The organism is Acinetobacter sp. YH12117, assembly GCF_013418865.1.
Lineage (GTDB): Bacteria > Pseudomonadota > Gammaproteobacteria > Pseudomonadales > Moraxellaceae > Acinetobacter > Acinetobacter indicus.
In genome coordinates this window covers 32,720-58,845 of sequence record NZ_VPBF01000018.1, presented here as the reverse complement: position 1 = coordinate 58,845, position 26,126 = coordinate 32,720, and the positions used below count along the sequence as shown (strand labels likewise).

At 46.7% G+C, this 26,126-nt stretch carries 24 protein-coding genes and 1 pseudogene; 13 read left to right on the top strand and 12 right to left on the bottom strand.

Annotation, left to right across the window (positions count from 1 at the left end; all coding sequences use genetic code 11):
- Positions 1-418: pseudogene (locus FTU55_RS08365) on the top strand (IS982-like element ISAcsp2 family transposase); the annotation flags it as partial.
- Positions 419-450: 32 nt separating this feature from the next.
- On the opposite strand, the gene FTU55_RS08360 reads toward FTU55_RS08365, so the two are convergent.
- From FTU55_RS08360 to cysD, 3 genes are all read right to left on the bottom strand, one after another.
- Positions 451-723 (bottom strand): hypothetical protein, encoded by a 273-nt coding sequence (locus FTU55_RS08360; RefSeq protein WP_180046773.1) that lies wholly within the window; start codon positions 721-723, stop codon positions 451-453.
- A gap of 144 nt (positions 724-867) precedes the next feature.
- Positions 868-2,481, bottom strand: coding sequence for a sulfate adenylyltransferase subunit CysN (gene cysN, locus FTU55_RS08355; RefSeq protein ID WP_127800567.1), 1,614 nt, complete (start codon positions 2,479-2,481; stop codon positions 868-870).
- A 103-nt stretch (positions 2,482-2,584) separates the two neighbouring features.
- On the bottom strand, positions 2,585-3,499 hold the full coding sequence (gene cysD / locus FTU55_RS08350) for a sulfate adenylyltransferase subunit CysD (protein ID WP_005179347.1): 915 nt from the start codon (positions 3,497-3,499) through the stop codon (positions 2,585-2,587).
- Between the two features lie 324 nt (positions 3,500-3,823).
- Here cysD and FTU55_RS08345 point away from each other — a divergent pair, with 324 nt between their 5' ends.
- Positions 3,824-4,366 (top strand): hypothetical protein, encoded by a 543-nt coding sequence (locus tag FTU55_RS08345; protein WP_016659284.1) that lies wholly within the window; start codon positions 3,824-3,826, stop codon positions 4,364-4,366.
- A 94-nt stretch (positions 4,367-4,460) separates the two neighbouring features.
- On the opposite strand, the gene lysS is transcribed toward FTU55_RS08345, so the two are convergent.
- Positions 4,461-5,987 (bottom strand): lysine--tRNA ligase, encoded by a 1,527-nt coding sequence (gene lysS / locus FTU55_RS08340; protein ID WP_005179355.1) that lies wholly within the window; start codon positions 5,985-5,987, stop codon positions 4,461-4,463.
- 256 nt (positions 5,988-6,243) lie between these two features.
- Between lysS and FTU55_RS08335 the strand changes: the two genes are divergently transcribed.
- On the top strand, positions 6,244-6,750 hold the full coding sequence (locus FTU55_RS08335; RefSeq protein ID WP_034598188.1) for a YqiA/YcfP family alpha/beta fold hydrolase: 507 nt from the start codon (positions 6,244-6,246) through the stop codon (positions 6,748-6,750).
- Positions 6,751-6,803: 53 nt separating this feature from the next.
- Here FTU55_RS08335 and FTU55_RS08330 read toward each other — a convergent pair whose 3' ends face one another.
- Entirely contained in the window at positions 6,804-7,346 is a 543-nt protein-coding gene (locus FTU55_RS08330) for an adenine phosphoribosyltransferase (RefSeq protein WP_005179368.1), read from the bottom strand.
- Between the two features lie 504 nt (positions 7,347-7,850).
- On the opposite strand from FTU55_RS08330, the gene rubA reads away from it, so the two are divergent.
- The 4 genes from rubA to oxyR all read left to right on the top strand — a co-directional run bounded on the left by rubA (position 7,851) and on the right by oxyR (position 11,171).
- Positions 7,851-8,015: a rubredoxin RubA gene (gene rubA / locus FTU55_RS08325; protein WP_005179369.1), complete on the top strand. Its 165-nt coding sequence runs from the start codon at positions 7,851-7,853 to the stop codon at positions 8,013-8,015.
- A gap of 77 nt (positions 8,016-8,092) precedes the next feature.
- Positions 8,093-9,271, top strand: a complete 1,179-nt coding sequence (locus FTU55_RS08320; RefSeq protein ID WP_180046771.1) for an NAD(P)/FAD-dependent oxidoreductase — start codon at positions 8,093-8,095, stop codon at positions 9,269-9,271.
- A gap of 51 nt (positions 9,272-9,322) precedes the next feature.
- On the top strand, positions 9,323-10,258 hold the full coding sequence (locus tag FTU55_RS08315; protein WP_045796061.1) for an alpha/beta fold hydrolase: 936 nt from the start codon (positions 9,323-9,325) through the stop codon (positions 10,256-10,258).
- 13 nt (positions 10,259-10,271) lie between these two features.
- Entirely contained in the window at positions 10,272-11,171 is a 900-nt protein-coding gene (oxyR, locus tag FTU55_RS08310) for a LysR family transcriptional regulator OxyR (RefSeq protein WP_005179377.1), read from the top strand.
- Positions 11,172-11,264: 93 nt separating this feature from the next.
- On the opposite strand, the gene ppk1 is transcribed toward oxyR, so the two are convergent.
- Both ppk1 and mtgA read right to left on the bottom strand, forming a co-directional pair.
- Positions 11,265-13,346, bottom strand: a complete 2,082-nt coding sequence (ppk1, locus tag FTU55_RS08305) for a polyphosphate kinase 1 (protein WP_005179379.1) — start codon at positions 13,344-13,346, stop codon at positions 11,265-11,267.
- 111 nt (positions 13,347-13,457) lie between these two features.
- Entirely contained in the window at positions 13,458-14,132 is a 675-nt protein-coding gene (gene mtgA / locus FTU55_RS08300; RefSeq protein ID WP_045796058.1) for a monofunctional biosynthetic peptidoglycan transglycosylase, read from the bottom strand.
- Between the two features lie 78 nt (positions 14,133-14,210).
- On the opposite strand from mtgA, the gene FTU55_RS08295 reads away from it, so the two are divergent.
- Positions 14,211-15,029, top strand: a complete 819-nt coding sequence (locus tag FTU55_RS08295; protein ID WP_104491519.1) for a rhomboid family intramembrane serine protease — start codon at positions 14,211-14,213, stop codon at positions 15,027-15,029.
- A gap of 33 nt (positions 15,030-15,062) precedes the next feature.
- On the opposite strand, the gene FTU55_RS08290 is transcribed toward FTU55_RS08295, so the two are convergent.
- Positions 15,063-17,546: an ABC transporter permease gene (locus FTU55_RS08290; RefSeq protein WP_180046769.1), complete on the bottom strand. Its 2,484-nt coding sequence runs from the start codon at positions 17,544-17,546 to the stop codon at positions 15,063-15,065.
- 1 nt (position 17,547) lies between these two features.
- Positions 17,548-18,273, bottom strand: a complete 726-nt coding sequence (locus FTU55_RS08285) for an ABC transporter ATP-binding protein (RefSeq protein ID WP_180046767.1) — start codon at positions 18,271-18,273, stop codon at positions 17,548-17,550.
- A gap of 32 nt (positions 18,274-18,305) precedes the next feature.
- Here FTU55_RS08285 and FTU55_RS08280 point away from each other — a divergent pair, with 32 nt between their 5' ends.
- Positions 18,306-18,917 carry an arylesterase gene (locus FTU55_RS08280; RefSeq protein WP_016659292.1) on the top strand — a complete coding sequence of 204 codons (612 nt, stop codon included), beginning with the start codon at positions 18,306-18,308 and terminating at the stop codon, positions 18,915-18,917.
- A gap of 96 nt (positions 18,918-19,013) precedes the next feature.
- Here FTU55_RS08280 and FTU55_RS08275 read toward each other — a convergent pair whose 3' ends face one another.
- Positions 19,014-19,628: a carbonic anhydrase gene (locus FTU55_RS08275; protein WP_034598190.1), complete on the bottom strand. Its 615-nt coding sequence runs from the start codon at positions 19,626-19,628 to the stop codon at positions 19,014-19,016.
- A 309-nt stretch (positions 19,629-19,937) separates the two neighbouring features.
- Between FTU55_RS08275 and FTU55_RS08270 the strand changes: the two genes are divergently transcribed.
- Together FTU55_RS08270 and FTU55_RS08265 are read left to right on the top strand one after the other, a co-directional pair.
- On the top strand, positions 19,938-20,960 hold the full coding sequence (locus FTU55_RS08270; protein WP_005179410.1) for an alpha/beta fold hydrolase: 1,023 nt from the start codon (positions 19,938-19,940) through the stop codon (positions 20,958-20,960).
- A 14-nt stretch (positions 20,961-20,974) separates the two neighbouring features.
- Positions 20,975-21,982, top strand: a complete 1,008-nt coding sequence (locus FTU55_RS08265; protein WP_104484146.1) for a hypothetical protein — start codon at positions 20,975-20,977, stop codon at positions 21,980-21,982.
- 74 nt (positions 21,983-22,056) lie between these two features.
- On the opposite strand, the gene FTU55_RS08260 is transcribed toward FTU55_RS08265, so the two are convergent.
- Both FTU55_RS08260 and nfuA read right to left on the bottom strand, forming a co-directional pair.
- Positions 22,057-24,117, bottom strand: a complete 2,061-nt coding sequence (locus FTU55_RS08260; protein ID WP_104510347.1) for a TonB-dependent receptor domain-containing protein — start codon at positions 24,115-24,117, stop codon at positions 22,057-22,059.
- Between the two features lie 171 nt (positions 24,118-24,288).
- A complete protein-coding gene (nfuA, locus tag FTU55_RS08255) occupies positions 24,289-24,927 on the bottom strand; it encodes a Fe-S biogenesis protein NfuA (RefSeq protein ID WP_005179419.1) in 639 nt (212 codons plus the stop codon).
- A gap of 159 nt (positions 24,928-25,086) precedes the next feature.
- Here nfuA and FTU55_RS08250 point away from each other — a divergent pair, with 159 nt between their 5' ends.
- Positions 25,087-25,704, top strand: coding sequence for a rhomboid family intramembrane serine protease (locus tag FTU55_RS08250; RefSeq protein WP_005179422.1), 618 nt, complete (start codon positions 25,087-25,089; stop codon positions 25,702-25,704).
- 121 nt (positions 25,705-25,825) lie between these two features.
- On the top strand, positions 25,826-25,984 hold the full coding sequence (locus FTU55_RS08245) for a hypothetical protein (protein WP_180046765.1): 159 nt from the start codon (positions 25,826-25,828) through the stop codon (positions 25,982-25,984).
- Positions 25,985-26,126: the final 142 nt, after the last annotated feature.

Below are 26,126 nucleotides of genomic sequence, written 5' to 3'. Positions count from 1 at the left end.
ACATATTGCGATGAATCAATTTGGTGAAATTGCCTGTTCTGCTTTATCGAATGGACATGTTGCTGACATAAAAATGGTTGAGCAATTGGTTGCTGGTATAGAAGCAAAACTTTACGGGGATCGAGGTTACATCAGCCAAGAATTAAAAATCAGATTGAAAGATCAAGGTATTGATTTGATTACTTATCATCGAAAGAATATGCGGGCTATTCAACTCTGTGCATCAGATGAATATCACCTAAGACAACGCAATAAGATAGAAACATTATTCAGTTTATTGAAGGGGCAATACAATTTAGTGACGAGTAAAGCACGTAGTCTTCATGGATTTCTGAGTGGAATTTACGCCTCACTATGTGCATATCAATTAACCCATCAAAATAAGCCAACAATTCAAATTAAGGAATCATCGGCTTAAGCAGGATCCGGGTTAAAATACGGAGCCTTTAATTAACTACGCCCTTTATATTCCTTTACCATTCGATCACTCACATCTTCCGGATAACATAGCGGCGCATATCCGCCTACACGATTATAAACACTACGCTTACCACAACGACTACCATTACTTGCAGTATTGTAAGGACACGGACAATTTCCCGGATAATTCTCAATCGACTGCTGGATTATTTTCTGCTTGATTGCGTCAACGCTTTGGCTACTCTGTTTAGCTTCAGCTCCAAAAGCCACACACAAGCCAGCCAGCAAAATTAATTTTTTCATATATCCCCTAAATCTAGGGAGCATTGTATTAATTGACCGGTAAATTGAAAGATCACATTTTGACCAATCGAATGATTCTCATGCAATCAAAATTTAGGCAATAAAAAACCCGCCAATCAGACGGGTTTTTAAACCAGTCCAGTCTTATAGACGAACCAGCTCCACAATTTTCTCAGCCAGTTCTTCAACGGCTTCGGTGCCATAGCTTACGTCAGTGCCTTCAGCAACATCGGTGACCACCACAACACCAGTTTCACGAAGTAATGCCACTTGAGCAGCATTCAGACCCGCTTTTGCAATTGCAACTACACCTTGCTGAATCAACAGACTTTCCAGCGCTTGTGCATTTTCCAGTGCTTGTGCTGTTACAGTCACCGCAGCAGGTTTTTGACCTAAACGGGCAGCACGGTCTTCCGCAGTCACAGGTTCATCATGCGCAGTCCATTCTACCGCTGCTTCCACCATGCCCGCACCAACGGTCACGTTGCTTAAACGGTCAATGAAAATAAACGAGCCGGTATAACGGCTGTCCTGATAACGGTCAAATACCACTGGCGCATCAAACTCGATCTGAACATCAGCAATCGCGTTCAGTTCCAGCTGCTCTACCTGGGTTTTTTCCAGCGTATTCACGTTTACACGATAGTTAATTTCAGCAATTTTGGCAGGAACAGTTTGTGTACCGAGCTTAATGTTGTACAGCTTGCCTTTGACCAGTGGCTGATCATTCATCCACACCACAGTTGCGCGTGCAGAACGTGAAATTTCCGGTTGATCGCCCGCTTTGACCAGCAGGTTACCGCGTGAAATATCAATTTCGTCATTCAGGGTAAGGGTAACCGCCTGACCGACAAAAGCACGTTCCAAATTGCCATCAAAAGTTACAATGTCTTTGACGGTAGAACGTTTGCCTGATGGTAAAGCGACAATTTCATCACCCACACGGATGTCGCCCGAAGCAATGGTGCCAGCAAAACCACGGAAGTCGAGGTTTGGACGGTTGACATATTGCACCGGGAAGCGGAATTCGTTTTTACCTGAAGTCCGGCTAATTTCCACGTTTTCCAGCGTTTCCATCAAAGTTTCGCCGCTGTACCACGGAGTATTGGCCGACTTGTTCACCACGTTATCGCCATTCAGGGCAGAAATTGGCGTGAAAATGATATTGGCCGGTTTACGGTCACCAAGCTGGTTCACGAACTCGTTATATTGCGCCTGAATTTCATTGAAGCGCGCTTCAGAGAATTCCACCAGGTCCATTTTGTTGATGGCAACAATAATGTTCTTAATACCCAGCAGGCTGGCAATAAAGGTATGACGACGGGTTTGGGTCTGCACGCCATAACGTGCATCAATTAAAATAATCGCCAGATCCGCAGTTGATGCACCAGTGGCCATGTTACGGGTATATTGTTCATGTCCCGGGGTATCGGCAATGATGAACTTACGCTTTTCAGTCGAGAAATAGCGATACGCCACATCAATGGTAATACCCTGCTCACGTTCTGCCTGCAGGCCATCGACCAGTAAAGCTAGGTCAGGTGCATCCCCTGTCGTCCCGACTTTTTTCGAGTCACGGGTTACCGCTTGCAACTGATCTTCATAAATCAGTTTTGAATCATAAAGCAGACGACCAATTAAGGTCGATTTACCATCATCGACGTTACCGCAGGTCAGGAAACGCAATAAGTCTTTATTTTCGTGCTGTTTTAAATAGGCCAAAATATCTTGGCTAATGAGTTCTGATTGATGAGACATTGCTCAAACTCCACAAATTCTTTAGAAACCGGTTTAATCTCCCTGTATTCCCCTTTTACCAAGAGGGAATTTCCTCTCTTGTCTAAAGAGAGGTGGGGAGAAATTAGAAGTAGCCCTCTTGCTTCTTCTTCTCCATCGAGCCGGCTTCATCATGGTCAATCATACGACCCTGACGTTCCGAGCTGGTGGCCAGCAACATTTCCTGAATAATTTCAGGCAAGGTATCTGCGCCTGACTCAACTGCACCGGTCAGTGGGTAACAGCCAAGTGTACGGAAACGTACCGATTTCATTTGTGGTACTTCGCCTTCATGTAAACGCATACGCTCATCATCAACCATAATGAGTGTGCCGCTACGTTCTACCACTGGACGTTCAGCAGCAAAGTACAACGGAACAATTGGAATCTGCTCGAGATAAATATATTGCCAGATGTCCAGCTCGGTCCAGTTCGACAATGGAAATACACGAATGCTTTCGCCTTTGTTGACCTTACCGTTATAAAGGTTCCACAGTTCTGGACGCTGGTTTTTCGGGTCCCAACGGTGTTTGGAATCACGGAAAGAATAGACACGTTCTTTGGCACGTGATTTTTCTTCGTCACGGCGCGCACCACCAAATGCAGCATCAAAACCGTATTTATCCAGCGCCTGTTTCAGCCCCTGGGTTTTCATGATGTCGGTGTATTTCGAGCTACCATGATCAAATGGATTGATTCCGGCGTCACGGCCTTCCTGGTTCTGATGCACAATCAGATCAAAACCATGTTTTTTGGCCATGTTGTCGCGGAATTCAATCATATCTTTGAATTTCCAGCCTGTATCAACATGTAACAGAGGGAATGGAAGTTTTGCAGGATAGAAGGCTTTCAAGGCAAGATGCAGCATCACCGCAGAATCTTTACCAATCGAGTACAGCATAACCGGATTTTCAAACTCGGCAGCAACTTCACGGATGATATGAATACTCTCAGCTTCAAGCTGTTTCAGATGAGTAAGTCTTTCCTCATTTAATGACATGGACAACACCAGCTTAAATCAACGTGTACTTATTACACTTTATAAAATTTATATTCATTATAGAGATTTAGTTATCTGTACTATTGCTTGTTTTATTATATTAATATGCAAAAACGTCATATACAGGATTACTGATATTGCTATCAAAGTTTACTCATACCCTGCACAGCATCGCTTATTTTTAGCCTGATCACTATTTTCCAGTCGCCGTTTTTATGCTCACCTCTATCTATTGAGTTATTGTTAAAAGCTCTAATAGATCGCTTCATTTTCCAAGTGAAACACCTAAAATAAAACAAATTTTAATTTTTTCTGATTGCTCCCATGCCTTATAGTCATTACGATTTAGCCACCTTAAAAGCCCAGCTGGAACAGGCGCAGCTTGCCGGCTTTCTGTATCAGCATCAGCAGCACATGCTGGTGTTGCAAGAAGCGTTTGATGAAGATGGTTCTGCACTAAATACCTTTGTCCAGCACGAGTTCAGTGCCGATCAGATCGGGCTGCAATTTGGTCTACGACTTTCGGACCATAACATCGAGTTTTTGATTGGCCTGACCCACAGTAATCAGGATCGCGGTTATGAAATTGGTGCCGGCAATTTAAAAGGTGACCAGAAAGCCTTTAACCTGATGTATGCCTTTTATAACTATCCAAAAGCCTTTTATCTGGTCAGCATGCCACTGGCCTCCACCTCAAGCCAGCTGGAACAGGCCATTGAACAGCAACTATTCCAGCGTCCGGAACTGGCCTTCCTCGACACCGCAGTCAAAACCAATCCAATGGGTGAACAGGTGCAGTGGATGAAATCGTTTATTGTGCAGCAAAGCCTGAACATGAAAGTGCGTATTCAGACCAGTTTAATCTAAGCGATTCTTCTGATCTGTGCTTTACGTATAGCTTGATGATACTCAAACAAAAAAATAACCCGCGAGATTCGCGGGTTATTTGATGTAGCAGATTTTAGTTCTTGTGACGCATATGCGGGAACAAAATCACATCACGGATACTTGGTGCATTGGCGAACAACATCACCAGACGGTCAATCCCGATCCCTTCACCTGCTGTAGGTGGCAAGCCATATTCCAGTGCTTCAACGAAGTCTGCATCATAGTGCATCGCTTCATCATCACCAGCATCTTTCTCAGCTACCTGTGCCTGGAAACGCTCCGCCTGATCAATTGGATCATTTAACTCTGAGAAGCCGTTTGCCAGCTCACGACCACCAATGAAGAATTCAAAACGGTCAGTGATGTGCGGGTTTTCATCATTACGGCGAGCCAGCGGTGAGGTTTCTGCTGGGTATTCAGTAATGAAGGTTGGCTGACGCAGTTGAGTTTCAACTGTTTCTTCAAACACGATGGTTTGCAGCTTGCCTAAACCAAATCCTGGTTTTACCTGCTCTTTCAATTCGTTTTGTACGAAGTTGGCCAGAAATTCACGGTCATTCACGTTTTCAGGGGTGAATTGCGGGTTGTGCTCAAGAATCGCATCAAACATCGAGATTTTCTTGAACGGACCTTTGAAGCTATACACTTCATCGCCATACGGCACATCGGTCGAACCCAAGATGTCGATGGCCAGTTTCTCCAGCATCTGCTCGGTCAGTTCCATCAAATCTTTGTAGTCTGCATAAGCCTGATAGAATTCAATCATGGTGAATTCCGGGTTATGACGGGTCGATACACCTTCGTTACGGAAGTTACGGTTAATTTCGAATACGCGTTCAAAACCACCCACCACCAGACGTTTTAAATAAAGTTCTGGCGCAATACGCAGGAATAATGGCATATCCAGTGCATTATGATGGGTTTCAAATGGACGCGCCGATGCACCACCAGGAATCACGTGCATCATTGGGGTTTCAACTTCCATGAAACGCTTTTCAGTTAAAAACGCACGGATGCCCGATACCACTTTGGCACGAATTTCAAAAGTCTTACGGGTTTCTTCGTTTACAATCAGGTCCAGATAACGCTTACGATACTTCACTTCAGTATCGGTCAGGCCGTGAAACTTGTCTGGTAATGGACGCAGCGATTTGGTCAGCAATTCAAAATGCTCGATATGCACATATAAATCGCCTTTGCCTGAACGGCCGATATAACCTTTAACGGCAATAATATCGCCCAGGTCTAAACCTTTAATGGTTTCCAAGGTTTCAGGGCTAAGTTCTTTACGGGCCACATACAGCTGGATACGACCCGTCATGTCCTGAATTACGATAAATGAACCACGGTTGAGCATGACACGGCCAGCCACCGACACATACACCTTGTCGCCGCCTTCAATTTCTTCTTTAGATTTGTCGGCAAACTGTTCTTGTAAATCTTGCGCGTAATGTTCACGCTTGAAGGTGTTTGGCCATGGGCTACTGTTGCTTTCCTGAGCCTTTTCTTGGATTTGCTTTAACTTGGCATGACGCTGTGCAATTAAATCGTTTTCGGAAATAGTGGGTTCAGAAGTCGACTGAGCGTTTGGTTGCGTCATCTCTGCCTCGAAAATTACTAAAAAATGAAGTGCAATAGCATAGCAGATTTATTTGGCTTTTCGTATGCTCTGCTGAATCCTAAGCCATTTTTTTCATTTTCCAAACCTCTGCTAAACAGCACCTCGCCTTTTGCTGAACTGTTAGACCAATAGCTAACTTCTTTCTTGCATCACCACTCTTACAATGAGCAGGAGAAATTAATTGAAAAGGGAACTTTTCAACTATTCAATAGACGCTTGAGTGTGAATGAAAACAATGAATAGATGCACCTCGAAAATCCTATTTCTGCATGGGCTGGATTCCTCACGTGAATCGAGTAAGTTTCATGCCATCTGCGCAGATAAAAAATACTGTATTACCGTGGATTATCGCAATCTGAACTACCAGACGGTGGCCAGTTTCTATAACGATATTATTGTTAAAATCCAGCCTGAAATTATTGTCGGACATAGCCTCGGCGGCTATTGGGCCTTAAAGATGTCGGCGCTGCATGGTATTCCCTGCGTCATTGCTAATCCGAGTTTACAGCCCGACTTCCGACCGGACTATCCGCAGATTTCCGAACAGGAACTGGACCATGATATTCCGCAGCTGGCCTATCTGGAACTCGGCGATGAACAGCTGGACATGCACTGGGTACAAACCCAGCTGGAAAATTACATGCCAATTCATGCTTTTAAAGGCGGTCATCATCGACTGGTGTGTCCGGAAAATATCAATCCTTTAATCTGGCAACTGGAACAGCAATCACTGCACAAATAAAAAAGCCTTGCACTCGGCAAGGCTTTCTATGTTTCACAGGGTAGTGCTCAGACTTAAGCAACTGCTTCCACCGGCTTAGAGCGTTCATCCAGTACCGACCAGATGTTCAGACCCAAATCTGCGTGTAAATCTGGTAAATCCAGGAAAATGCTCGCACCCAGAATTTCATGCTGACATTTTTCTGCCAGTTGTTTCACTGCTTTTAAGGTACCGCCAGTCGCTAATACATCATCCACAATAATAACTTTCTGACCGGTGACATCTGCCGCCATTTCCAGACGGTCCAGACCGTATTCCAGGCTATAACCCACACCCACTACCGGTGGTGGTAATTTACCGGCTTTACGCACCAGCAATAAGCCCTTGCCAGTACGCTGTGCCAACAGGCTGGCCAGCACAAAACCACGTGCTTCTACCGCAATAAAGCTGTCTACTTCAGCCAGTTTTTCTGCAGGAATACTTTCAATTAAAGCATCTGTCAACGGACCAATATTTTTCATGAATAAAGGGGTCAAGTCATAAAAACAAATACCGGCTTTAGGAAAGTTTTGGACAGTACGAATGTGAGACCACAACGTTGTAGACAGCTTGCTCATAAGGAGATCGGAGAGAGATTAAAAAGAATAGGTGAATTTTACAGCGTCTTGACCGCGAAGACCAGCCAAAGTCCGCCCTTCAGGTTTAAATAAAACCCGATTAAAATTAGTAAATCATTGTTTTTATTATTGGTATTTTTATACTAAATAACCAATATAGATTATCCTAATTATAGAATAGCCTATTTAAGCAAAAATAGCTGTCCGACTTTAGTCGAAATTTAGATGATCTCTCATATATTTTGAAAAGATTTGCGCTGGTTTTTAGTGTGCATATTGTCCGACACTATGCAATATTTGAGATTTTAAAGATAAATTTTGTCCTTCTTAGCCATTCAGCTTTAGAAATGAAGCATTAGACTCCGATATTTACTTTACTTTAACCTCATAACTGCGTAAAAATTTAAGCGAATATGAAGTGTTAAAATCATATCAACTGAGTCATGCTGGTTAGGGAATTTTTTGCCGGTCAGGTTTATTGAAGATCGGCTTTTGGAGAGTCAAATGAAAAAGTATCAATGCATCGTTTGTGGATGGATTTATGACGAGGCAGAAGGCTGGCCGCAAGATGGCATCGTCGCGGGCACCAAATGGGAAGATATTCCAGATGACTGGACCTGCCCGGACTGTGGCGTATCTAAAGTCGATTTTGAGATGGTCGAAATCTAAGTACGCCTCGAAGACCATAACTGCATGGTCTTTTTTTATGTCTTGAAACTTATGCTCAACCTTTTATGGAGAAAATAATGCATCCGATTGTCATCATTGGTTCTGGTATGGCTGGCTATACAGTCGCCCGTGAATTTCGCAAACTGAACCCTGAGCAGGAACTGGTCATGATTTGCGCAGATGATGCAATCAACTATGCAAAACCTACCCTCTCCAATGCCCTGGCCGGCAAAAAAGCACCCGAACAGATTGCGCTGGGGGATGCCGCAAAAATGGGGGCACAGCTGAATATGCGTATTGAAGTGCATACCTGGGTCAAAGCCATTGATGCCGAGCAGCATCTGCTGACTTTAGAGAAAGATGGCGTCGAAAGCCAGCAAGCCTATGCCAAACTGGTACTGGCAGTCGGTGCCAACCCGATTCGTCTGGCCATTTCTGGCGATGGCAGTGATGATATTCACGTGGTCAATAATTTAAATGACTATAAAGCCTTCCGCGAACAGCTGGCAGCGCGTCAGGACAAACGTGTGGTGATTTTAGGCGCGGGCCTGATTGGCTGTGAATTTGCCAATGACCTGCAAAATACCGAGCATCAAGTCACGGTGATTGATCTGGCACCTCAACCGCTGGGCCGTTTATTGCCTGAATTTATTGCCACTGCATTTAAACAGAACCTGGAAGAAACTGGGATTCATTTTGTCTTGGGCACCACGGTCGATAAAGTATCGAAACTGGATAAGGGTGATTATCTGGTGACACTGGCCGATGGCCGTAGCCTGAGCGCTGATGTGGTACTGTCCGCCGTCGGTTTACAGCCGAATATCACTTTAGCCAAAGAAGCCGGCATTCATACCAGTCGCGGCGTGCTCACCAATGGCTTACTGGAAACCAACCTGGCTGATATTTATGCAGTGGGCGACTGCGCTGAAGTCAACGGGACTTTATTGCCGTATGTCATGCCAATCATGCAGCAGGCACGTGCCCTGGCCAAAACCTTAAATGGTGAAACCACACAAGTACACTACCCGGCTATGCCGGTTGCAGTGAAAACCCCGGCGGCACCATTAACGGTGTTACCTGCCCCGGTAGATGTGGAAGTGACCTGGCAAAATGAAGAACTGGACGATGGCATGATTGCCAAAGCCTTTGACAGCACTGCCACCTTACGCGGCTTTGTGCTGCTCGGGCCAACAGCCGGCAAACAGCGCCTGGCTTTAAGTCAACTTGTTCCTGACTTGATTCCAGCGGCAGTTTAGCGCTTTAATCCATCAGGGGTGCGCGCTCACCTTGAAGAAAGGAATATAAGAATGAATAGTTTGCGGTTAAATGTTTCACCTTACAGCAGTTTTATGCACGAAACCAAAGTCGACTTGGGCAATGGCATTGAATTGCATGTCGAAATGGGCGGCGAAATTGGCAATCCGACCATTTTACTGGTCATGGGATTGGGCGCACAGCTGCTGTATTGGCCAGACTTTTTCTGCAAGTCACTCATTGACCAAGGCTTTCGGGTCATCCGTTTTGATAACCGCGATATTGGCCTGTCCTCTAAAGTACGCCATCAGGGCGAGCGCCTGAATACCCTAAAACTGATGGGCCGTTTTGCCTTGGGTTTAGAAAATCAGGGGGCGCCTTATAACCTGTATGATATGGCCGATGATGTGGCCCTGCTGATTGATAAACTGGAGCTGGAACAGGTTGATGTGATTGGCGCTTCAATGGGCGGCATGATTGCACAGATTCTGGCGGCCCGCTATCCGGACAAGGTCAGAAAACTGGCACTATTGTTTACCAGCAACAACCAGCCTTTCCTACCGCCACCTTTCCCGAAACAGCTGTTCAGCTTAGTGGGCAAGCCGGCATCCAATGATGAAGAAGGTATTATTAACCACAGCCTGAAACTGTTTAAAGTGATTGGTTCGCCGGGTTATCTGAATGAAATGGAAGCGGTACAGACCGCCCGTAAATTATATCAGCGAAGTTACCATCCAGCGGGTGTACTTCAGCAGTTTTTAGCAATATTATGTACAGGCTCATTGCGCAGTCTGGACAAGCAGATCCAACAGCCCACGCTGGTTGTTCATGGTTCTCGTGACCGCTTACTTCCACCTGCACATGGTAAGGCTGTTGCGAAAGCAATACCTGACGCTAAATTTGAATTAATTGAAGGAATGGGGCATGATATCCCTCCGCATTTCATTCCATATCTTAGCGAATTATTTGCTCATCACTTTAAATTATAAGCATTAGGACACTATGGCTGCATTACCATCCTTAAGACAGCTGTCATACCTCGTTACACTGTCTGAAACGTTGCATTTTACAGAAGCGGCGCGCCGTTCATTCGTGACTCAATCGACATTGTCGGGCGGGATCATGGAGTTAGAGCGCTTATTGGGTGGCGTATTGGTTGAACGCGATCGCCAGAATGTACGTTTGACTCCTCTCGGTGAACAAGTTGTAGCCCGAGCGCGTGTTCTATTGGCCGATGCGCAGGACTTGATGCGCCTAAGCCGTGAAATGAGCGAGCCCTTAACCGGCGACCTGCATTTAGGTGTGATTCCAACCATTGCACCGTTCATTTTGTCGCAGCTGTTAGATGAAGTGCATAAGCAACTGCCAAAAATCCAGTTACACCTGCATGAAGCACAAAGTGAAAAAATTGTAGAAAAACTGGAACATGGTAACCTGGATATGGTGTTACTGGCGCTGCCGTTTGATACCCGCAGTCTGAAAGTTGCCGAAATTGCCAAAGAAAATCTGGTACTGGTCCACCATAAATCCGATGCACACTCGGCTCAGGCCAAATCTTTAGAAGATCTGGACCTGTCTCGCCTGATGCTGCTGGAAGAAGGCCACTGTTTGCGTGATCATGCCTTAAGTGCCTGCCCGATTGGCGAGCGTAAAAATGATCATCGTTTAAAAGCCAGCTCGCTACCAACCCTGGTGGAAATGGTATCAGCCAACCTCGGCTTTACCTTACTGCCTGAAATTGCCATTCATACCAATATGATTCAGGCCAATTCAGAGCTGGTGGTAAAACAGATTGACGCGGCGCCTACCCGTACCTTGGCCTTAGTAACGCGTAAGAGTACTCCGCTGCAAAGCGAATTTGATGTGTTATTGCAGATTCTGCAAAAAATCTCGCACAGCTAAGTTCTTCAATACCCATAAAAATAAGGAGCATCAGCTCCTTATTTTTTTAGCGGATAAAAGCCTGACATTCTTTAAATGTCAGGCTTGCCTCGCTTACTGAATCATCTCGATCAGGGTGCGCTGTGCATTGGAAGCCGGCTCACCTTCTGCGGCCTGCGCACGAATCCAGGTACCATCTCCCTGCAGTAGCCACGCCTGCTGGTTATCTTGCAGATAAATTTGCAGACCTTGCTGATAAATACGTTTTTTCAGTGCCGGATCTTCAATCGGGAAGCAGGCTTCAACCCGGTTAAACAGGTTACGGTCCATCCAGTCAGCACTTGAACAGTAAATACGCGCATCACCATTATTGCTGAAGTAATACACGCGGGTATGTTCCAGGAATCGGCCGACAATGGAACGTACCCGGATATTTTCCGACAGCCCCGGCAAGCCCGGACGCAGGCAGCAAATCGAACGGATAATCAGGTCAATCTGCACGCCAGCCTGGGAAGCTTCATACAGTTTATTGATCAGCTGCATTTCGGTTAAGGCATTCACCTTCACAATAATTTGTGCTGGTTTACCAGCTTTGGCATTGGCAATTTCATCATCAATAAAGTTGATCAGCTGGGTATGCAAAGTAAACGGCGCATGCAGCAGCTTTTTCAGCTTGGCCATTTTGCCCATGCCGGTCAGTTCCTGGAAAATGCGGTGTACATCTTCACAGAGTTCCTTGTCTGTAGTCAGCAAGCCGTAGTCGGTATAAATCCGCGCATTACCGGCATGATAGTTACCGGTGCCCAAATGCACATAACGCACCAGCTTGTTGTTTTCACGGCGCACCACCAGAATCATTTTGGCATGGGTTTTATAACCGACAATGCCATAGACCACCACCGCGCCGGCCTCTTGCAGCACGTTGGCCACAGCAATGTTGGATTCTTCATCAAAACGCGCACGCAGCTCAATGACCGCGGTCACTTCTTTACCATTACGCGCCGCTTCCGCTAAGACTTGTACGATTTCAGAATCGGCACCACTACGGTACAGGGTCTGTTTAATTGCCAGTACCTGCGGGTCACGCGCCGCTTCACGCAGCAGGTTAATCACCGGGGCAAAGGATTCAAACGGATGATGCAGCAGAATATCCTGCTTTTGCATGGCCGAAAAAATATTCTCGGACTTTTTCAACACTTTCGGAATCACTGGCGTATGTGAGTCATAACGTAAATGTGGACGTTTAAAGTTAGACAATAAACGCGCCAGATTCACCGGACCATCCACTTTATAGAGCTGATCTTCATGCAGATCGAACTCATTTAGTAGATATTCATAAATCGGTTGCGGACAGTTCTGGGTGACTTCCAGACGCACCGCGCGGCCAAAACGGCGGGAGTTCAGCTCGCCTTTCAGCGCTTTAGCCAGATCTTCGACATCTTCGTTTAAGGCCAAGTCAGCATTACGGGTGACACGGAACTGATAACAGCCAGTCGCAGTCATGCCCGGGAACAGGTCCGATACATGCTCATGAATAATCGCAGACAGCATCACGTGATGTTCTTTACCACCGGTCAGTTCATCTGGTAAACGCACCACACGTGGCAAGGAACGCGGCGCTGGTACCACGGCCAGGTCAATCTGACGGCCGAAAGCGTCTTTCCCTTCCAGCGTCACAATAAAGTTCAGACTTTTATTGACCAGACGCGGGAATGGATGGGCCGGGTCCAGGCTGATTGGGGTTAAGACCGGTGCAACCTGTTCCTGGAAATATTTTTTCACCCAGGCCGATTGGGCTGGCGTCAGCTCACCACGGCGCAAGAAACAGATGTCTTCTTCACGCAGTTTAGGCAGAATTTCCTGGTTTAAAATACGGTATTGGCGCTCAATGGCAGCGTGGGCAGTTTGGGAAATCTGCTCCAGTACCTGTTTCGGAGTCAGACCATCCGGGCTACGGCTTTCATTACCCAGATCCAGCTGCTCCATGACACCTGCAACACGAATTTCAAAAAACTCATCTAAGTTACGTGAAAAGATGAGTAAAAAGTTCATACGTTCCAGCAACGGATGCAAAGGATCGACTGCCTGCTCCAGCACGCGCAAATGGAAATCGAGGATAGAAAGCTCACGATTGATGTATCGATCATTATAGGTATAGTCTATTTGCGCAGGGGTCGCGCTCGCTGCCGTATTCATATGCACCCTATGACTTTTTCTCAAGTATTCACTATTCATAAGTATGCTTCAATTTTGTGACAATTTCATAAAAAAAGCCCACTGCTGTGGGCTTTTTTTCAATTTTACAACTCAAGGAATCTCGCTGTAACGCATGTATTTACGGATCATGCGTTTACGTGGTTCCAGACCACGGCCGGAACGGTTGTCCTGATAATATTTTGGATTCGGTAAAATCGCAGCCAGAAAAATCGCTTCTTCACGACTAAGGCTGCGTGAAGACTTGCCAAAATAATGCTGGGTCGCCGCCTCAATACCGTAAATGTTGTCGCCAAACTCTACCGAGTTTAAATACACTTCCAGAATCCGCTGCTTGCTCCACATGCGTTCCATCATCCAAGTGGCAATCGCTTCCTGACCTTTACGCAAAAACGAACGCTGGTTAAATAAAAACAGGTTTTTCGCCAGCTGCTGGGAAATGGTCGAACCGCCAGCCACCACCTGTCCCTGATCTTTATTGCGTTCCAGCGCATGCTGAATACCTTCCCAGTCAAAGCCATGGTGCTGCATAAACTTGCCATCTTCGGCAGCCACCACGGCTTTTTTCAGATATTCACTGATCTGGTCATAGTCACGCCATTCATGCCGGATGGGCTGGGAAGTATCTGACCAGTAGTCCAGGCGCATCATCATGGTACTTTGTACCGGCTGGGTTCGCCACCAGGCCAGACTCGAGAAAATCCACAACTGGATCAATAAAAACAGACTGACAAGAATTAATAAGGTACGGACAATAAAAGCTTTCATGTCAGCTTGGGGCTCCTGAGGCGTGAATTTTTCGTGTTAAGCTTATAACGAAATAAATCATCATTGTATAAAAATAGCATGTCTGAATATTCACCGCCGCTGATTCACCGTAAACCCGAAACGCATTTATGGTGGCTGACGGCCCTGTTGATTGCCCTCAATATTGGTGTATTTGCCTGGCAAATCCTGACCGGTGTCGATGCCAGCCAGCCCAGCACCCGGGATGCGATTCTCTGGGGCGCCGACTATGCTCCCCTGACCTTTCTCGAACAGCCGCAGCGTCTGTTCAGCAGCATGTTTTTCCATTTTGGCATGATTCACCTGATGCTGAATATGTGGGCCCTGTATATTTTTGGCAGCGTGGCCGAACAGCTTTTTGGCCGGATGTATTTTTTAGGCCTGTATCTACTGGCCGGACTGATGGGCAGCCTGCTCAGTGGCTATTTACAGATTCAGGATTCTTTAGAAATTCTTGCACATGGCCTGACCAGCCCGGATTTACTGCCAAGTGTGAGCGCTGGTGCATCGGGTGCAGTGATGGGTTTGGGTGCGTCCCTGACGGTTTTATCATTATTGCCACGTCTGCCAAAACAGCGTTTCCTGCTGGATAAAAAAACCTTATTGCTGGTGATGGGTCTGAACCTGTTTATGGGCTTTATGATTAGCGGGATTAACAATGCCGCACATATTGGCGGCATGGTGATGGGCGCAGCCCTGGCAGCGCTTTGGTATGCCGGCCAGAAGCTGCACAAGTCAGCGCTGTTTTCACTGCTGGCGCTGACCGGCGCCGCCATCATCAGCTGGCTGTTTTATCAGTACTGTCTGCAACAGGTACAGATCCTTGCCCCGCTGTGGCAGGAAATTCTACAGATGATGCGCCAGCAATTGCAGCTTTAATGCATTCCTATCATTTTAATGCAGAGATGACGCTTATTGATTCATCTCTCGCAGGCTTTGCAAAGGCGGAATATCCGATAAATAACTAAGCCGATAACGACCAATCAAAGCACACAATAAAGTCATTACAACCGGCAAGATTAGCCAGATTTCCCAGTGTGGCTGAATTGCCAGTTCCATCCGGTAACTGGCAATCGCACTAATCACCTCGGCAAACAGACAGGCCACCACTCCGGCAATCCCGCCAATCAGGCCAATTTCCAGACTCATCATCCGTTTTAATTTCTGCTTGGAACTACCAAAAGAACGCAGCAAGGCCACCTCACGTTTCCGCTCATCCATCAGCAGGTTTAAACAGGCAATCAGCACCAGAATCCCAGACACGGCCACCAACACTGCCAGAATGGTAATAATCTGTACCAACACATTCACAATCCGTTTAATCTCTTCCAGAATCAGACTGACATCAATAAATACGGTATTGGAAAACTGCTGGATCAGCTGCACCAGTGCCGGCCGGTCCTGCTCTGGCACATAGAAACTGCCCAGATAGCTGCCGGCATTTTCATCCATGGTCTGCGGTGAAAAAATAAAGAAGAAATTCGGACTAAAACTTTCCCATTCCACGCTGCGCAGATTGATGACTTTGGCCTGCAACAAGCCTTCCGGCAAACTAAAGGTCAGCGTATCGCCAATCTCAATGCCCAGCTCTTGCGCGGTATTGGCCTCAACCGAGACCTGCCCGATCTGGCTAAACTGTTCCTGCCCGGCCACAATCAGGTTATCGGCCGGAAAGCGCTCGGCCTGGGTCAGGTTTAATTCACGTCGGAGCGAATTATTGTGCTGGATTAGCGCTTCTGCAAAGGGCTGATCGTTTTTGGCCACCAGCCGCCCGCGCACATTTGGGTACAGCGGCGTACTGTGCCAGCCCTGCTGTTCAAGCTGCGCCTGAAACTCTGGCATATCAAACGGTGGTAAACCATAAACAAACTGGTTCGGCGTGCCTTCCGGCAATTGCTGCTGCCAGCGATCCAGCAGATCGGTACGTAATACTGCCAGCACGGTAATCAGACTAAGGCCCAGCGCCAGTGCAGTAATCTGAAATGCAGTCTGATACGGCGTGCGTACATAGGCCGAGATACCGCTTTTTAAATTGCGGATCAGTTTCAGGAAGCTCCAGACTACGGCATAGAGTACGCTACACAGCAGGATGATGGCGCCCATGACCCATAGCGTTAGCACGATATTTTCAGTCAACACCACACTAAACAGCATCAGGCTGAGTGTGCCAGTCAGCAGCATCCATAGCATCGACTGGACTGATTTTTCCTGCTGGCGAATCACCCTGATTGGTGGGGTATTTAGCAGCTGCCACAGACTTGGCAAAATAAAGCCCAGCAGTACCACGGCACTGGTCAGCATGGCAATCGGGAGTGGCCCCAGCAGCATCTCGACAGCGGAAAACTGCAATTGCAAATGCGGAATCAGCTGTAACATTAATTGCAACAGCCCATAGCCTAGCGTAATGCCGACCGCACTACCGAGCAGCATCGCCAGTAACAGCACCACCGCCAACAAGGTCAGATAAGCGCCCAGAATCTGCTTCTTGGTCGCGCCAATGCAACGCATTAAAGCAATATGATCCTGATTCTGCTGCACATAACGCTGGCTGGTCAGGGCAATGGCAATGCCGCACAGTAAAATGGTGAGAATATTGGCCAGCTGTAAAAAGGTATCCAGATTGGCAATTGGACGCATCAAGCGGGTATTGCCTTCACTGGCATTGCGCAGGCGCAGCCCATCCGGCTCACTGATATTCTGCCCGTCAATTTCCTGGGTCTTGGGCAAGCTTTCCTGATACTGTTTAAAATCCTGCTCGAACTGGCGAGTATGCTGGGGTGTACCGGCCATCAGCAAGCGGTAATTAATCCGACTGCCAACCTGAATGGCATTGGTACGCGCCACATCTTGCTGGGCAATGATCACCGTCGGTGAAAAACCGCTAAAACCCAGTTCCTGATTGGAATCATGCTCGATGCTGGCCGTGACCTGAAAGGCGCCATCGGCAATATTTAAGGTATCGCCCACCTGAATTTTTAGCAGCTCCATCGCGCGCTGGCTGACCCAGACCTCGCCCGGTTGAATGGCAGCAGCAGGCTGCGGCGCAACCCGCAGCTCTCCGCGTAACGGAAAGGCCTGATCAATGGCTTTGACATTCACCATCACAAATTCATCGCCGGTGTGTGCCATCGAGCTAAACACCGTAACATGCGACTGCTTTAGCGCTAACTCATCGGCCGCCGCTTCCCAGCGCGGTGCAATCGGTTTATTGTCAGACAGCACCAGATCACCGGCCAGCATTTCTGCCGCCTGCAAAGCCACCGCATTTTGAATCTGCTCATTGCTGAATTTCAGCGCGGTTGTGGCACTAATTGCCAGAATTAGCGCAATCAGTAACAGATAAACACCGGTACTTTTAAAACTCTGGGTCAGTAAAGGACGAAATAACGGGTTCATCTCATCCTCCTGCCGGGTGTTCCAGCAATTGTCCCTGACTGAGTTCAAAATGGCGCTGACATTGCTGCGCCAGTTTCGGATCATGCGTCACCAGCACCAAGGTGGTCCCCAGTTCACGGTTCAGTTGAAATAACAGCTGTTCAATTTCTTTGGCGGTTTCGCCGTCTAAATTCCCGGTCGGTTCATCGGCAAAAATGATTTTAGGCTCACTGATTAAAGCCCGGGCAATCGCCACCCGTTGCTGCTCACCACCCGACAGGACTTTCGGGGGCTGCTCTGCCTGCCGTTCCAGTCCGACTTTTTTCAGTAGATTACGCGCCTTGTGTTCGGCCTCGGCAAATTTAAAATTCGGTTGCAAGCGTAGCGGCAGCATGACATTTTCCAGTGCGGTTAAATGCGGCAATAACTGGAACGACTGGAATACAAAACCAATATATTTCAGCCGCACCAGCGCACGCTGTTCTTCATTCAGCTCCTGAATTGATTCACCACAGACCGTTAACTGCCCGGCACTGGCCTGATCCAAGGTCGCCAGAATCCCCAATAAGGTCGATTTGCCTGAACCGGAACGGCCGGTAATTGCCACCTGTTCCCCCGCCCGGATCTCCAGATTTAAATTTTCAAAAATCGTCAGTGTTTTTTGTGCAAGTTGTATCTTTTGTGTCAATTGTTGGGCAGAAATAATGCTTTGTGGCATGATGGCGGTATCTGTAGTGAATTGAGTCATAGTATCCTTAAATGCACATTCGCAATTTCAAAATGAGTTGTTTTGCTTATTTCGCTGTGGCTGGGCTTGCCTTCATGCCCATGCTGGTGTCTGCCAAAACCATCATGATTCTGGGTGACAGCTTAAGTGCCGGTTACGGTTTGCAACCACAACAAGGCTGGGTCCATCTGTTACAAAAACGTTTAGAGCAACAGTATCCGAAACAGCATAAAGTGGTCAATGCAAGTGTGAGTGGCGAAACCACCAGCGGCGCGCTGGCACGTTTGCCCAAATTACTGCAAACGCATAAGCCGCATGTGGTGGTAATTGAACTGGGCGGTAATGATGGCTTGCGTGGTCAGCCACCGCAGCTGATTCAAAATAATCTGGCGCGGCTGATTCAGCACAGTCAACAGGCCAAAGCCAAGGTGATTGTATTTGGCATGAAAATGCCACCCAATTATGGCAGCGCCTACAGCAAGGCGTTTGAAAATAACTACAAAGTGGTGAGCCAGCGTTATCAGGTCAAATTACTGCCCTTCTTCCTAGACGGTGTCGCCGGTAAAAATACCCTGATGCAAAAAGATCTGATCCATCCGACGGCTGCAGCCCAGCCCATTTTGCTGAAAAATGCCTATCCCTTGATTCAGGCAGCATTAAAATAAAGCCGATTCAACGCTGAGATGGTTTTCAAGATCCGGATTTCAGCCATAAAAAAAGCGGGACATCAATGCCCGCTTTTTGATTATTTTTAGAATCAATTAAAAATCAAAGAAAGTTACTTCACCGGTTTCTAATGAATATTCTGCACCTACGACTTTCAGCTGCCCCTGTTCAATCAGGTTTTCTAACACTGCTGAACCATGACGTAGCTGATTGACTGAGGCAAACACATTGGAACGAACCGCATGTTTCGACAGCTTGGCCAAATCATTTTTCAGTTCAGTCTGCATCAGCGTTTCTACGGACGGGCGAACACGGTTCACAATTGACATCAGATTGGCAGATGGTGGACAGTCCGGGCACATCAAGGTATCAATGGTGGCCTGAATCGCGCCACAGTGACTATGGCCCAAGACCACAACCACGGCGCAGTCATAACGCTCTGCCGCAAATTCAACACTGCCGACCTGAGATGGCGCAACAATATTCCCTGCCACACGAATCACAAACAGATCGCCGAGTCCCTGATCAAAAACCATTTCTGCAGGTACACGTGAATCAGAACAACCGAGCACAATCGCAAAAGGATTCTGGTCTTCGGCCATCTCTGCACGTTGATGGTGGGTTAGTTGTTTCGGATGATTGGTATTGCCCGAAACAAAACGTTGGTTTCCTTGTTTAAGACGTTCTAAAGCCTCTTGAGCTGTGAGCATTCTTGTTACCACCAGTTTTTGAATTTTCAGCATTTTAATCCTCTGCCGGGACAAAGTCACTTGCAAAAAAAATAGCTGATCAATTTTTATAAGATAAATTTTTTCAAATTTTCCTAAAGTAATTGCGATTTACATCACACTTCAAAAGCAGCACACCAACCCGATCAAAAAACAGCTAGGTGACATTTTCTGCAAAGCCCTTACAATAACCAGAAACAGCATTTTCAATTCGACTTAAGGCGAAAATTTACACAATTCAAACAAGCCAAGCCGACGCCTATTTAAAAAATATTCTTGGGGATATCGTCAATGAAGCAGGATTCTTCGCGATTTTTGTCTTGGCCACGACTGGCAGTCCTGGCACTGGCACTGTCTGCACCTCTGCTCAGCTCTGCCGCCAAACTCTCGCCTGAACAGCAAGTGGTGCAGCATTATTATCAGACTGAACGCCAGGCGGCGGGTCTGGTCTCGAAAAGCTTGAAAATTGGCAATATTACCTGGCGCTATAATGAAGGCGGCGATGTTAATCGGCCAACCATTTTGCTGTTACATGGCTTTGCCGGACACCGCGACAACTGGAACCGGGTGGCCAAATTTCTCACCCCGTCCTATCATGTGATTATCCCCGATTTACCCAATACCGGTGAAACCCAGAGTTCGGGCAATTTTGACCTGTCTGTACCAAGCATGAGCGCACAATTGCGTCAGCTGGTAGAAACCTTGAATATTGCCGACAAACTGAATATTGCCGGGCACTCATTGGGTGGCTCTGTGGCAACGGTCTATGCAGCCCAATATCCGTTTGATACCCAAAGCCTGTTCCTGCTGAACAGTGCCGGTATTTATAAACACTCCAATACGCCTTATACCAAAGATCCGCTGTTACTGAAAAATCTGGTGGTCACCGCGCCGGGCGATTTAGACCATATTGCGCATCAGCTGATGCAAAACCCGCCGAAAGTACCAGAGCAGTTTAAATCTGCTCAAGAAAAACTGTTAATTTCACGGGCCAGTCAATCCTTAAAATTTATTGACCAGATGGTCACCCTGAACCGGATTTATACCCCGGACAGCTTTGCCCGTCTCACCCGCAATATTGAAGCACCGACCCTGATTCTCTGGGGCAAGCACGATAAAATTATTAATGTTGAAGTGGCCAAAGAATTACAGGGTCTGTTTAAACGCGCAGAAACCCCGGTCATTTTAAATAATGTCGGTCATGTGCCAATGCTGGAAGCCGAACAGCAGGTGGTACAACATTATTTACCCTTCCTGGCCAAAACACAGAACCTAAAAAACCCGCTAGCTGATAAACTGATTCCTTTAAATTAAGTTCCAGAGATTGTATGCAGCAAAACCCGATGCTTGAGCAGTTGATTGAAGCTCATCTTGACTTTTTAGCACATGAGTTTTCTCAGCCTGAAACCGTACAGCAGGAATTTCTGCATTTTTATCACTGGTTCCGCAAGCAGCATCTGAAAGATCTCTGGAGTTGCGAACAGCTGAATGCCCTGCTGCAAAAACAGATTCTGGACACACCGGCCAGTGCCTTTCTGATTGAACAGATTGCAGAACACATCCGCTTTGCCTTGGTGCATCCGGTGAATGACAGCGCCAAAATTGCCGATGTCATTCCGGTACTGACCATTGATAAAATTGCCCAGTATGTGGCCAGCAAAAGTGGTCATCGTCAGCGTCTGATTAAAACCGTGGTCAGCAATCCGGCCTTTTCTGCGATGATTAGCCAGTTAATCCAGCACTCGATTCAGGATTATCTGGACAATTCACTGATTGCCAAAAGTGTGCCTGGCGTGTCGCGTTTTATGAAAATGGGCAAATCGGTACTGGAAACAGTGACCGATTCCAGTTTAGACAGTGCAGTGAGTGCCTATTTGCAAAAGAATATCTTAAAGCTTAGCCAGATGAGTGAATCGGTCCTGAACCAGCATTTTGATGATGACAAGCTCTATCATCTGCAGGCCAATATCTGGCACAAGATTAAAGACCTGCCTTTGTCGGTCTTAAAAAACTATATTGAAGTACAGGATCTGCCACAGACTGTGGCGCTGGGTCATGAAATCTGGGACTTTATGCGCCAGAGTGATTATTTAAAACAGCAGCTACATGATGGGGTACACGCCTGGTATGTCCGTAATCAGGAACGCACTTTTGACCTGTTATTGCGTGATCTGAATATTGATGAAGCCCTGATTCAGCAGGAATTGCAGCAACTGTTGAACCCGGTGATTCAGCAGATGCTGTCGCAGCAGTATTTACGGGAACGTGCACGGCTCTATCTAGAAAAGTTTTATTATTCCGAGCCAGCACAGAAAATTCTGAACACCAATACCTAAGCCTCAAAAAAAGCCGCAATTTCGGCTTTTTTTCTTGCTTGATCATTGAAACGTAGATGTTTAGCAGTTGATGATTAGAACCTGGCCATCAGGCTAATGCCATAACGGCGGCCATCTAGAAGCTGGTCACCATCACGGTCTTCAGCTTTTTCATCCAGCAGGTTATACACGCCAAATTTACCACTGATATTTGGGGTAAATTTATAGTTCAGACCCACATCTAAAAACTCATAACCCGGATTTGGCTGGGCAACAGAAGTCCGGCTTAAATAGGCAGATGTTTCTGAACGATAATGCAGGCGTGACCAGACATTCAAGGCATCATTAATTTCATGATCGACCGTAATATTCAGCATATGCTCTGGCATCTGGTTTACAGGCTGGCCTTTGAACTCACCTGTCTTAAATTCGGAATCGGTAAAGGTATAGTTGGCCATGAGCGTGGTGTAATCACTCAGGCTGGCTTCCAGAGTCGCTTCCACACCTTTTAACTCGGCTTCATCGACATTAATCCGTTCACTGATGAAATAAAACGGTGTATCGCCTTCAAAACATTTCCACTCCTGCCAGTTATCCCGGTTGGTCGAGCTGCCATCGGTATCGGTTTCGCAGGCACGCACTTCGGTAATCCGGTCTTTATACTGAGTGACATAAGCGGTTAAGGACGCCTTGACCCTGTCATTTTGCCAGTTCACGCCCAGCTCTGAAGACAGACTCGATTCCGGGTCTAGGTCCGGATTGGCGCGAATAATGCCGCGTCCGGTGGCTAACGGTGAACCACCACCGCCGGTGACGCTATAAAAGCCTTCCGTGGCAGCACGAATATCCGGCTGTTTATAACCGGTTGACACCCCACCTTTCACGGTCCATTGGTCATTCAGGCTATACACGCCATATAAGCGCGGCGAAACATGACCACTGTAGTTTTCGTCATGGTCATAGCGCAGCCCGGCGGTTAAATCGAAACGGTCACTCAAATGCCAGGTATCTTCCAGAAAAGCCGCGGCCGACCAGCGGGTTAATTCACTAAACTCCGGCGCATTCGGATTACGGTTGGTGGCCTTATCGGTGAGTTTCTCATCTTTATAATGCGCACCAAAAGACAGTGTATGATTGCCCAGCAACCAGTTCCACTGGTTATTAAAGGTCCAGGTATCCAGTTCAATGCCTTTGGTGCCCAACTGGGTATTACCACGATCGGGGTTTTTAGAATTTTCATACTGCAGATAGGTGGTACTATCAAGCTGATCGCTATAACGGCCATGATGGGTTAAGGCATAAACATGACGATAATTACGTGAACTGGAATCGGCGGCATTGTTGGCCGGTGCAACCGTTTTACCCACCGTGGTTTCCGATTCCTGCTGGACAAAATTGGCTTCCAGTTGCAGATCATGATTGTCATTGAGTATATAACTCAAGCGGCTATTCAGGCTTTCCCGTTCAGTCCCGCGAAAACCGCCAACATAGGCATCTTCTTCACGTTTTTGCTTATTCAGCGACAGCTGTAAACCAAGCTTGTTCTCTAGTAATGGACCCGCCAAATAGACCGAACCATTTTGAATATCGCCGGCATTGCCCTGATCCTGAATGACACTGCCCAGTTCGACACTGCCCGACCAGCGGTCACTGACTTTCTTGGTAATAATATTCACCACCCCGCCCATCGCATCTGTTCCATACAGTGTTGAGGCCGGCCCACGAATAATTTCAATTCGCTCAATCGCGGAGACCGGCGGCAAAATATTTTTCTCAAAACCGGCATCATCGCCATTTGGATTGACATCACGGCCGTATTGACGTTTGCCATCGACCAGAAACAAGGTGTAATTCGAGCTCATACCGCGAATGCTGATGGTTTGTGCCGAGCCAGAACCGGACACCACCACGCCGGGAGTATGTCTAAGTACATCTGTAATATCATTATATTCACGCTTTTCCAGCTCTTCCCGATCAATCACGGTAATGGACGCCGGCGCCTTGGACAGGTCCTGTTCATAGCCGGTAGCGGTTACCACAATGGTATTTAACTGGGTCGCATCTGCAGTGCTATTGTCTGGATTTGCTTGAGCAAGGCTGCTCATCACGGCAAGGACCGCAAAAGATAATGCTGACTGGTTCAGAGTTTTATTCATCAGGTTATCCCAATTTAATTAAGGAGAAATTCTGTGTATTTCGTTGCGCATTGTAACAATCTTGACTGATAATTCAATTATTACTGATAATTATTATCATTATTATATTTATTTAAGACAGTAAAAAGCCTCCACGATGGGAGGCTCATTTGCTGAAGTGAAACTTATTTATTATTTAAAATAAGCACCTTCGGCCTGGCTGTGGTCAGTCTGGTCTACCACACGCATTAATTCAGGCACATGCTGTTTTAATGTGGTTTCCACACCCTGTTTCAGCGTGACATCAATCGCTGAACAGCCCTGACAACCGCCACCGAATTTCAGGATCGCGGTTAAACCATGTTCCGGATCTTCAACCACTTCCACCAAGGCACAGTTACCGCCGTGACCGGCAAGGCCCGGGTTAATTTCAGACTGTAATACGTAAGTAATACGCTCTTCGATTGAGGCATCCGGACCCACGCGTGGCACTTTCGAGTTAGGCGCACGGAAGGTCAGCTGGCCCCCAAAACGGTCTTTGTTGTAATCAATAACCGCATCCAGTAAATATGGAATAGACGGGGTGTCGATATAGGCCGGAAAATCCGGATAATCCTGCTTATAATCTGTTGGTACGACTTCTTCTGGCGCACTATAAGCCATACAACACTCAGCACGCGGCGTTCCAGGATTCTCAACAAAAACGCGCACACCAATCCCCGGTGTATTTTGCTTTGCCAATAAATCTTTTAAATACTCTTGAGCATTTGGGGTGATCAATAAGTTTGGAATCTCTTCTGCAACTGCAGTGCTGTGGTTCTCAGTCGACATAACAATATTTCCTCATGCTGAAGTTGCCATTTTAACTGAAGATGCGGCGGAATTAAAAAAATTCAACTAAAATTGTCGGAATTATCCTATGAAAGTTCTGTTTCATTTGTTTTTTAATGGCATTATGATCAGGAAACCCGAAAAGAAGAACATCTGTTTATGTTAGATTTACCGTTTAATCATACTGTTACGCTGATTGTGATTACAGCGATTATCTCCTTTATTGCTTTTTCCAAAGAAAAAGTCATGAACCGGCTGATTTTCTGGCCACCGGCGTTGGAACGGGGTCAATATGACCGCTTCATTACCCACGGTTTTGTCCATGCCGATGGTACCCACTTGCTGTTTAACATGATTACCCTGTTTTTCTTCGGCAGTATTATTGAAAGCTTTTACCGTCAGTATCTGTATGATCTGGGCTTTGTGCTGTTTTACCTCGGTGGTCTGATTGCCGCAATTTTACCGAGTTATCTAAAACACAAAAATGATCATCGCTGGGCCAGCCTGGGTGCTTCCGGTGCGGTGTCTGCAGTACTGTTTGCCTATATCCTGTTTGAACCATGGAAACTGATTTTTGTGTTCTTTATTCCGGTTCCGGCAATTATTTTTGCGGTGCTGTATGTGGCCTATAGCATCTGGTCGGGTAAACGTGGCAATTCCAATATTAACCACAGCGCGCATTTGTGGGGAGCAGCCTATGGGGTGATTATCACCATCATGATTGAGCCGCGTTTAATTCCACATTTCCTGAATAAACTTAGCCAGCTTCCGTTCTAAATTTGAGCAATCTGAAGCGCCTGCGGTATATTTTGACAACGCATAACTACAATTAACACAGTATGCCTCAGCGGTTGGCGTCTAAAATAACTCGAATAATAACGAAGATGGAAGATGAGAGATGAAAAAGTTATTTCTGATTGCCGGCTGTTTACTGAGCTTGAGTGCCTGTGCCGTCCATACCCCAGAAGGCCGTTTGGTGATTGATCCTGACTCACGTATTTATGGCTATCCAGGAGATTTCTGCCCACCAGGTCAGGCCCAAAAAGGCCGCTGCTAAGCCCATTTTTCCATTTAGCCTCCAGAATGGAGGCTTTTTACTGCGTCCTCATAAACTGCAATTTCATTGGATAATTCATACAATTTTGGTAGTTAATGCCACCCCATCTCACAATTTGGCATAGATAATGTATACATCTGTA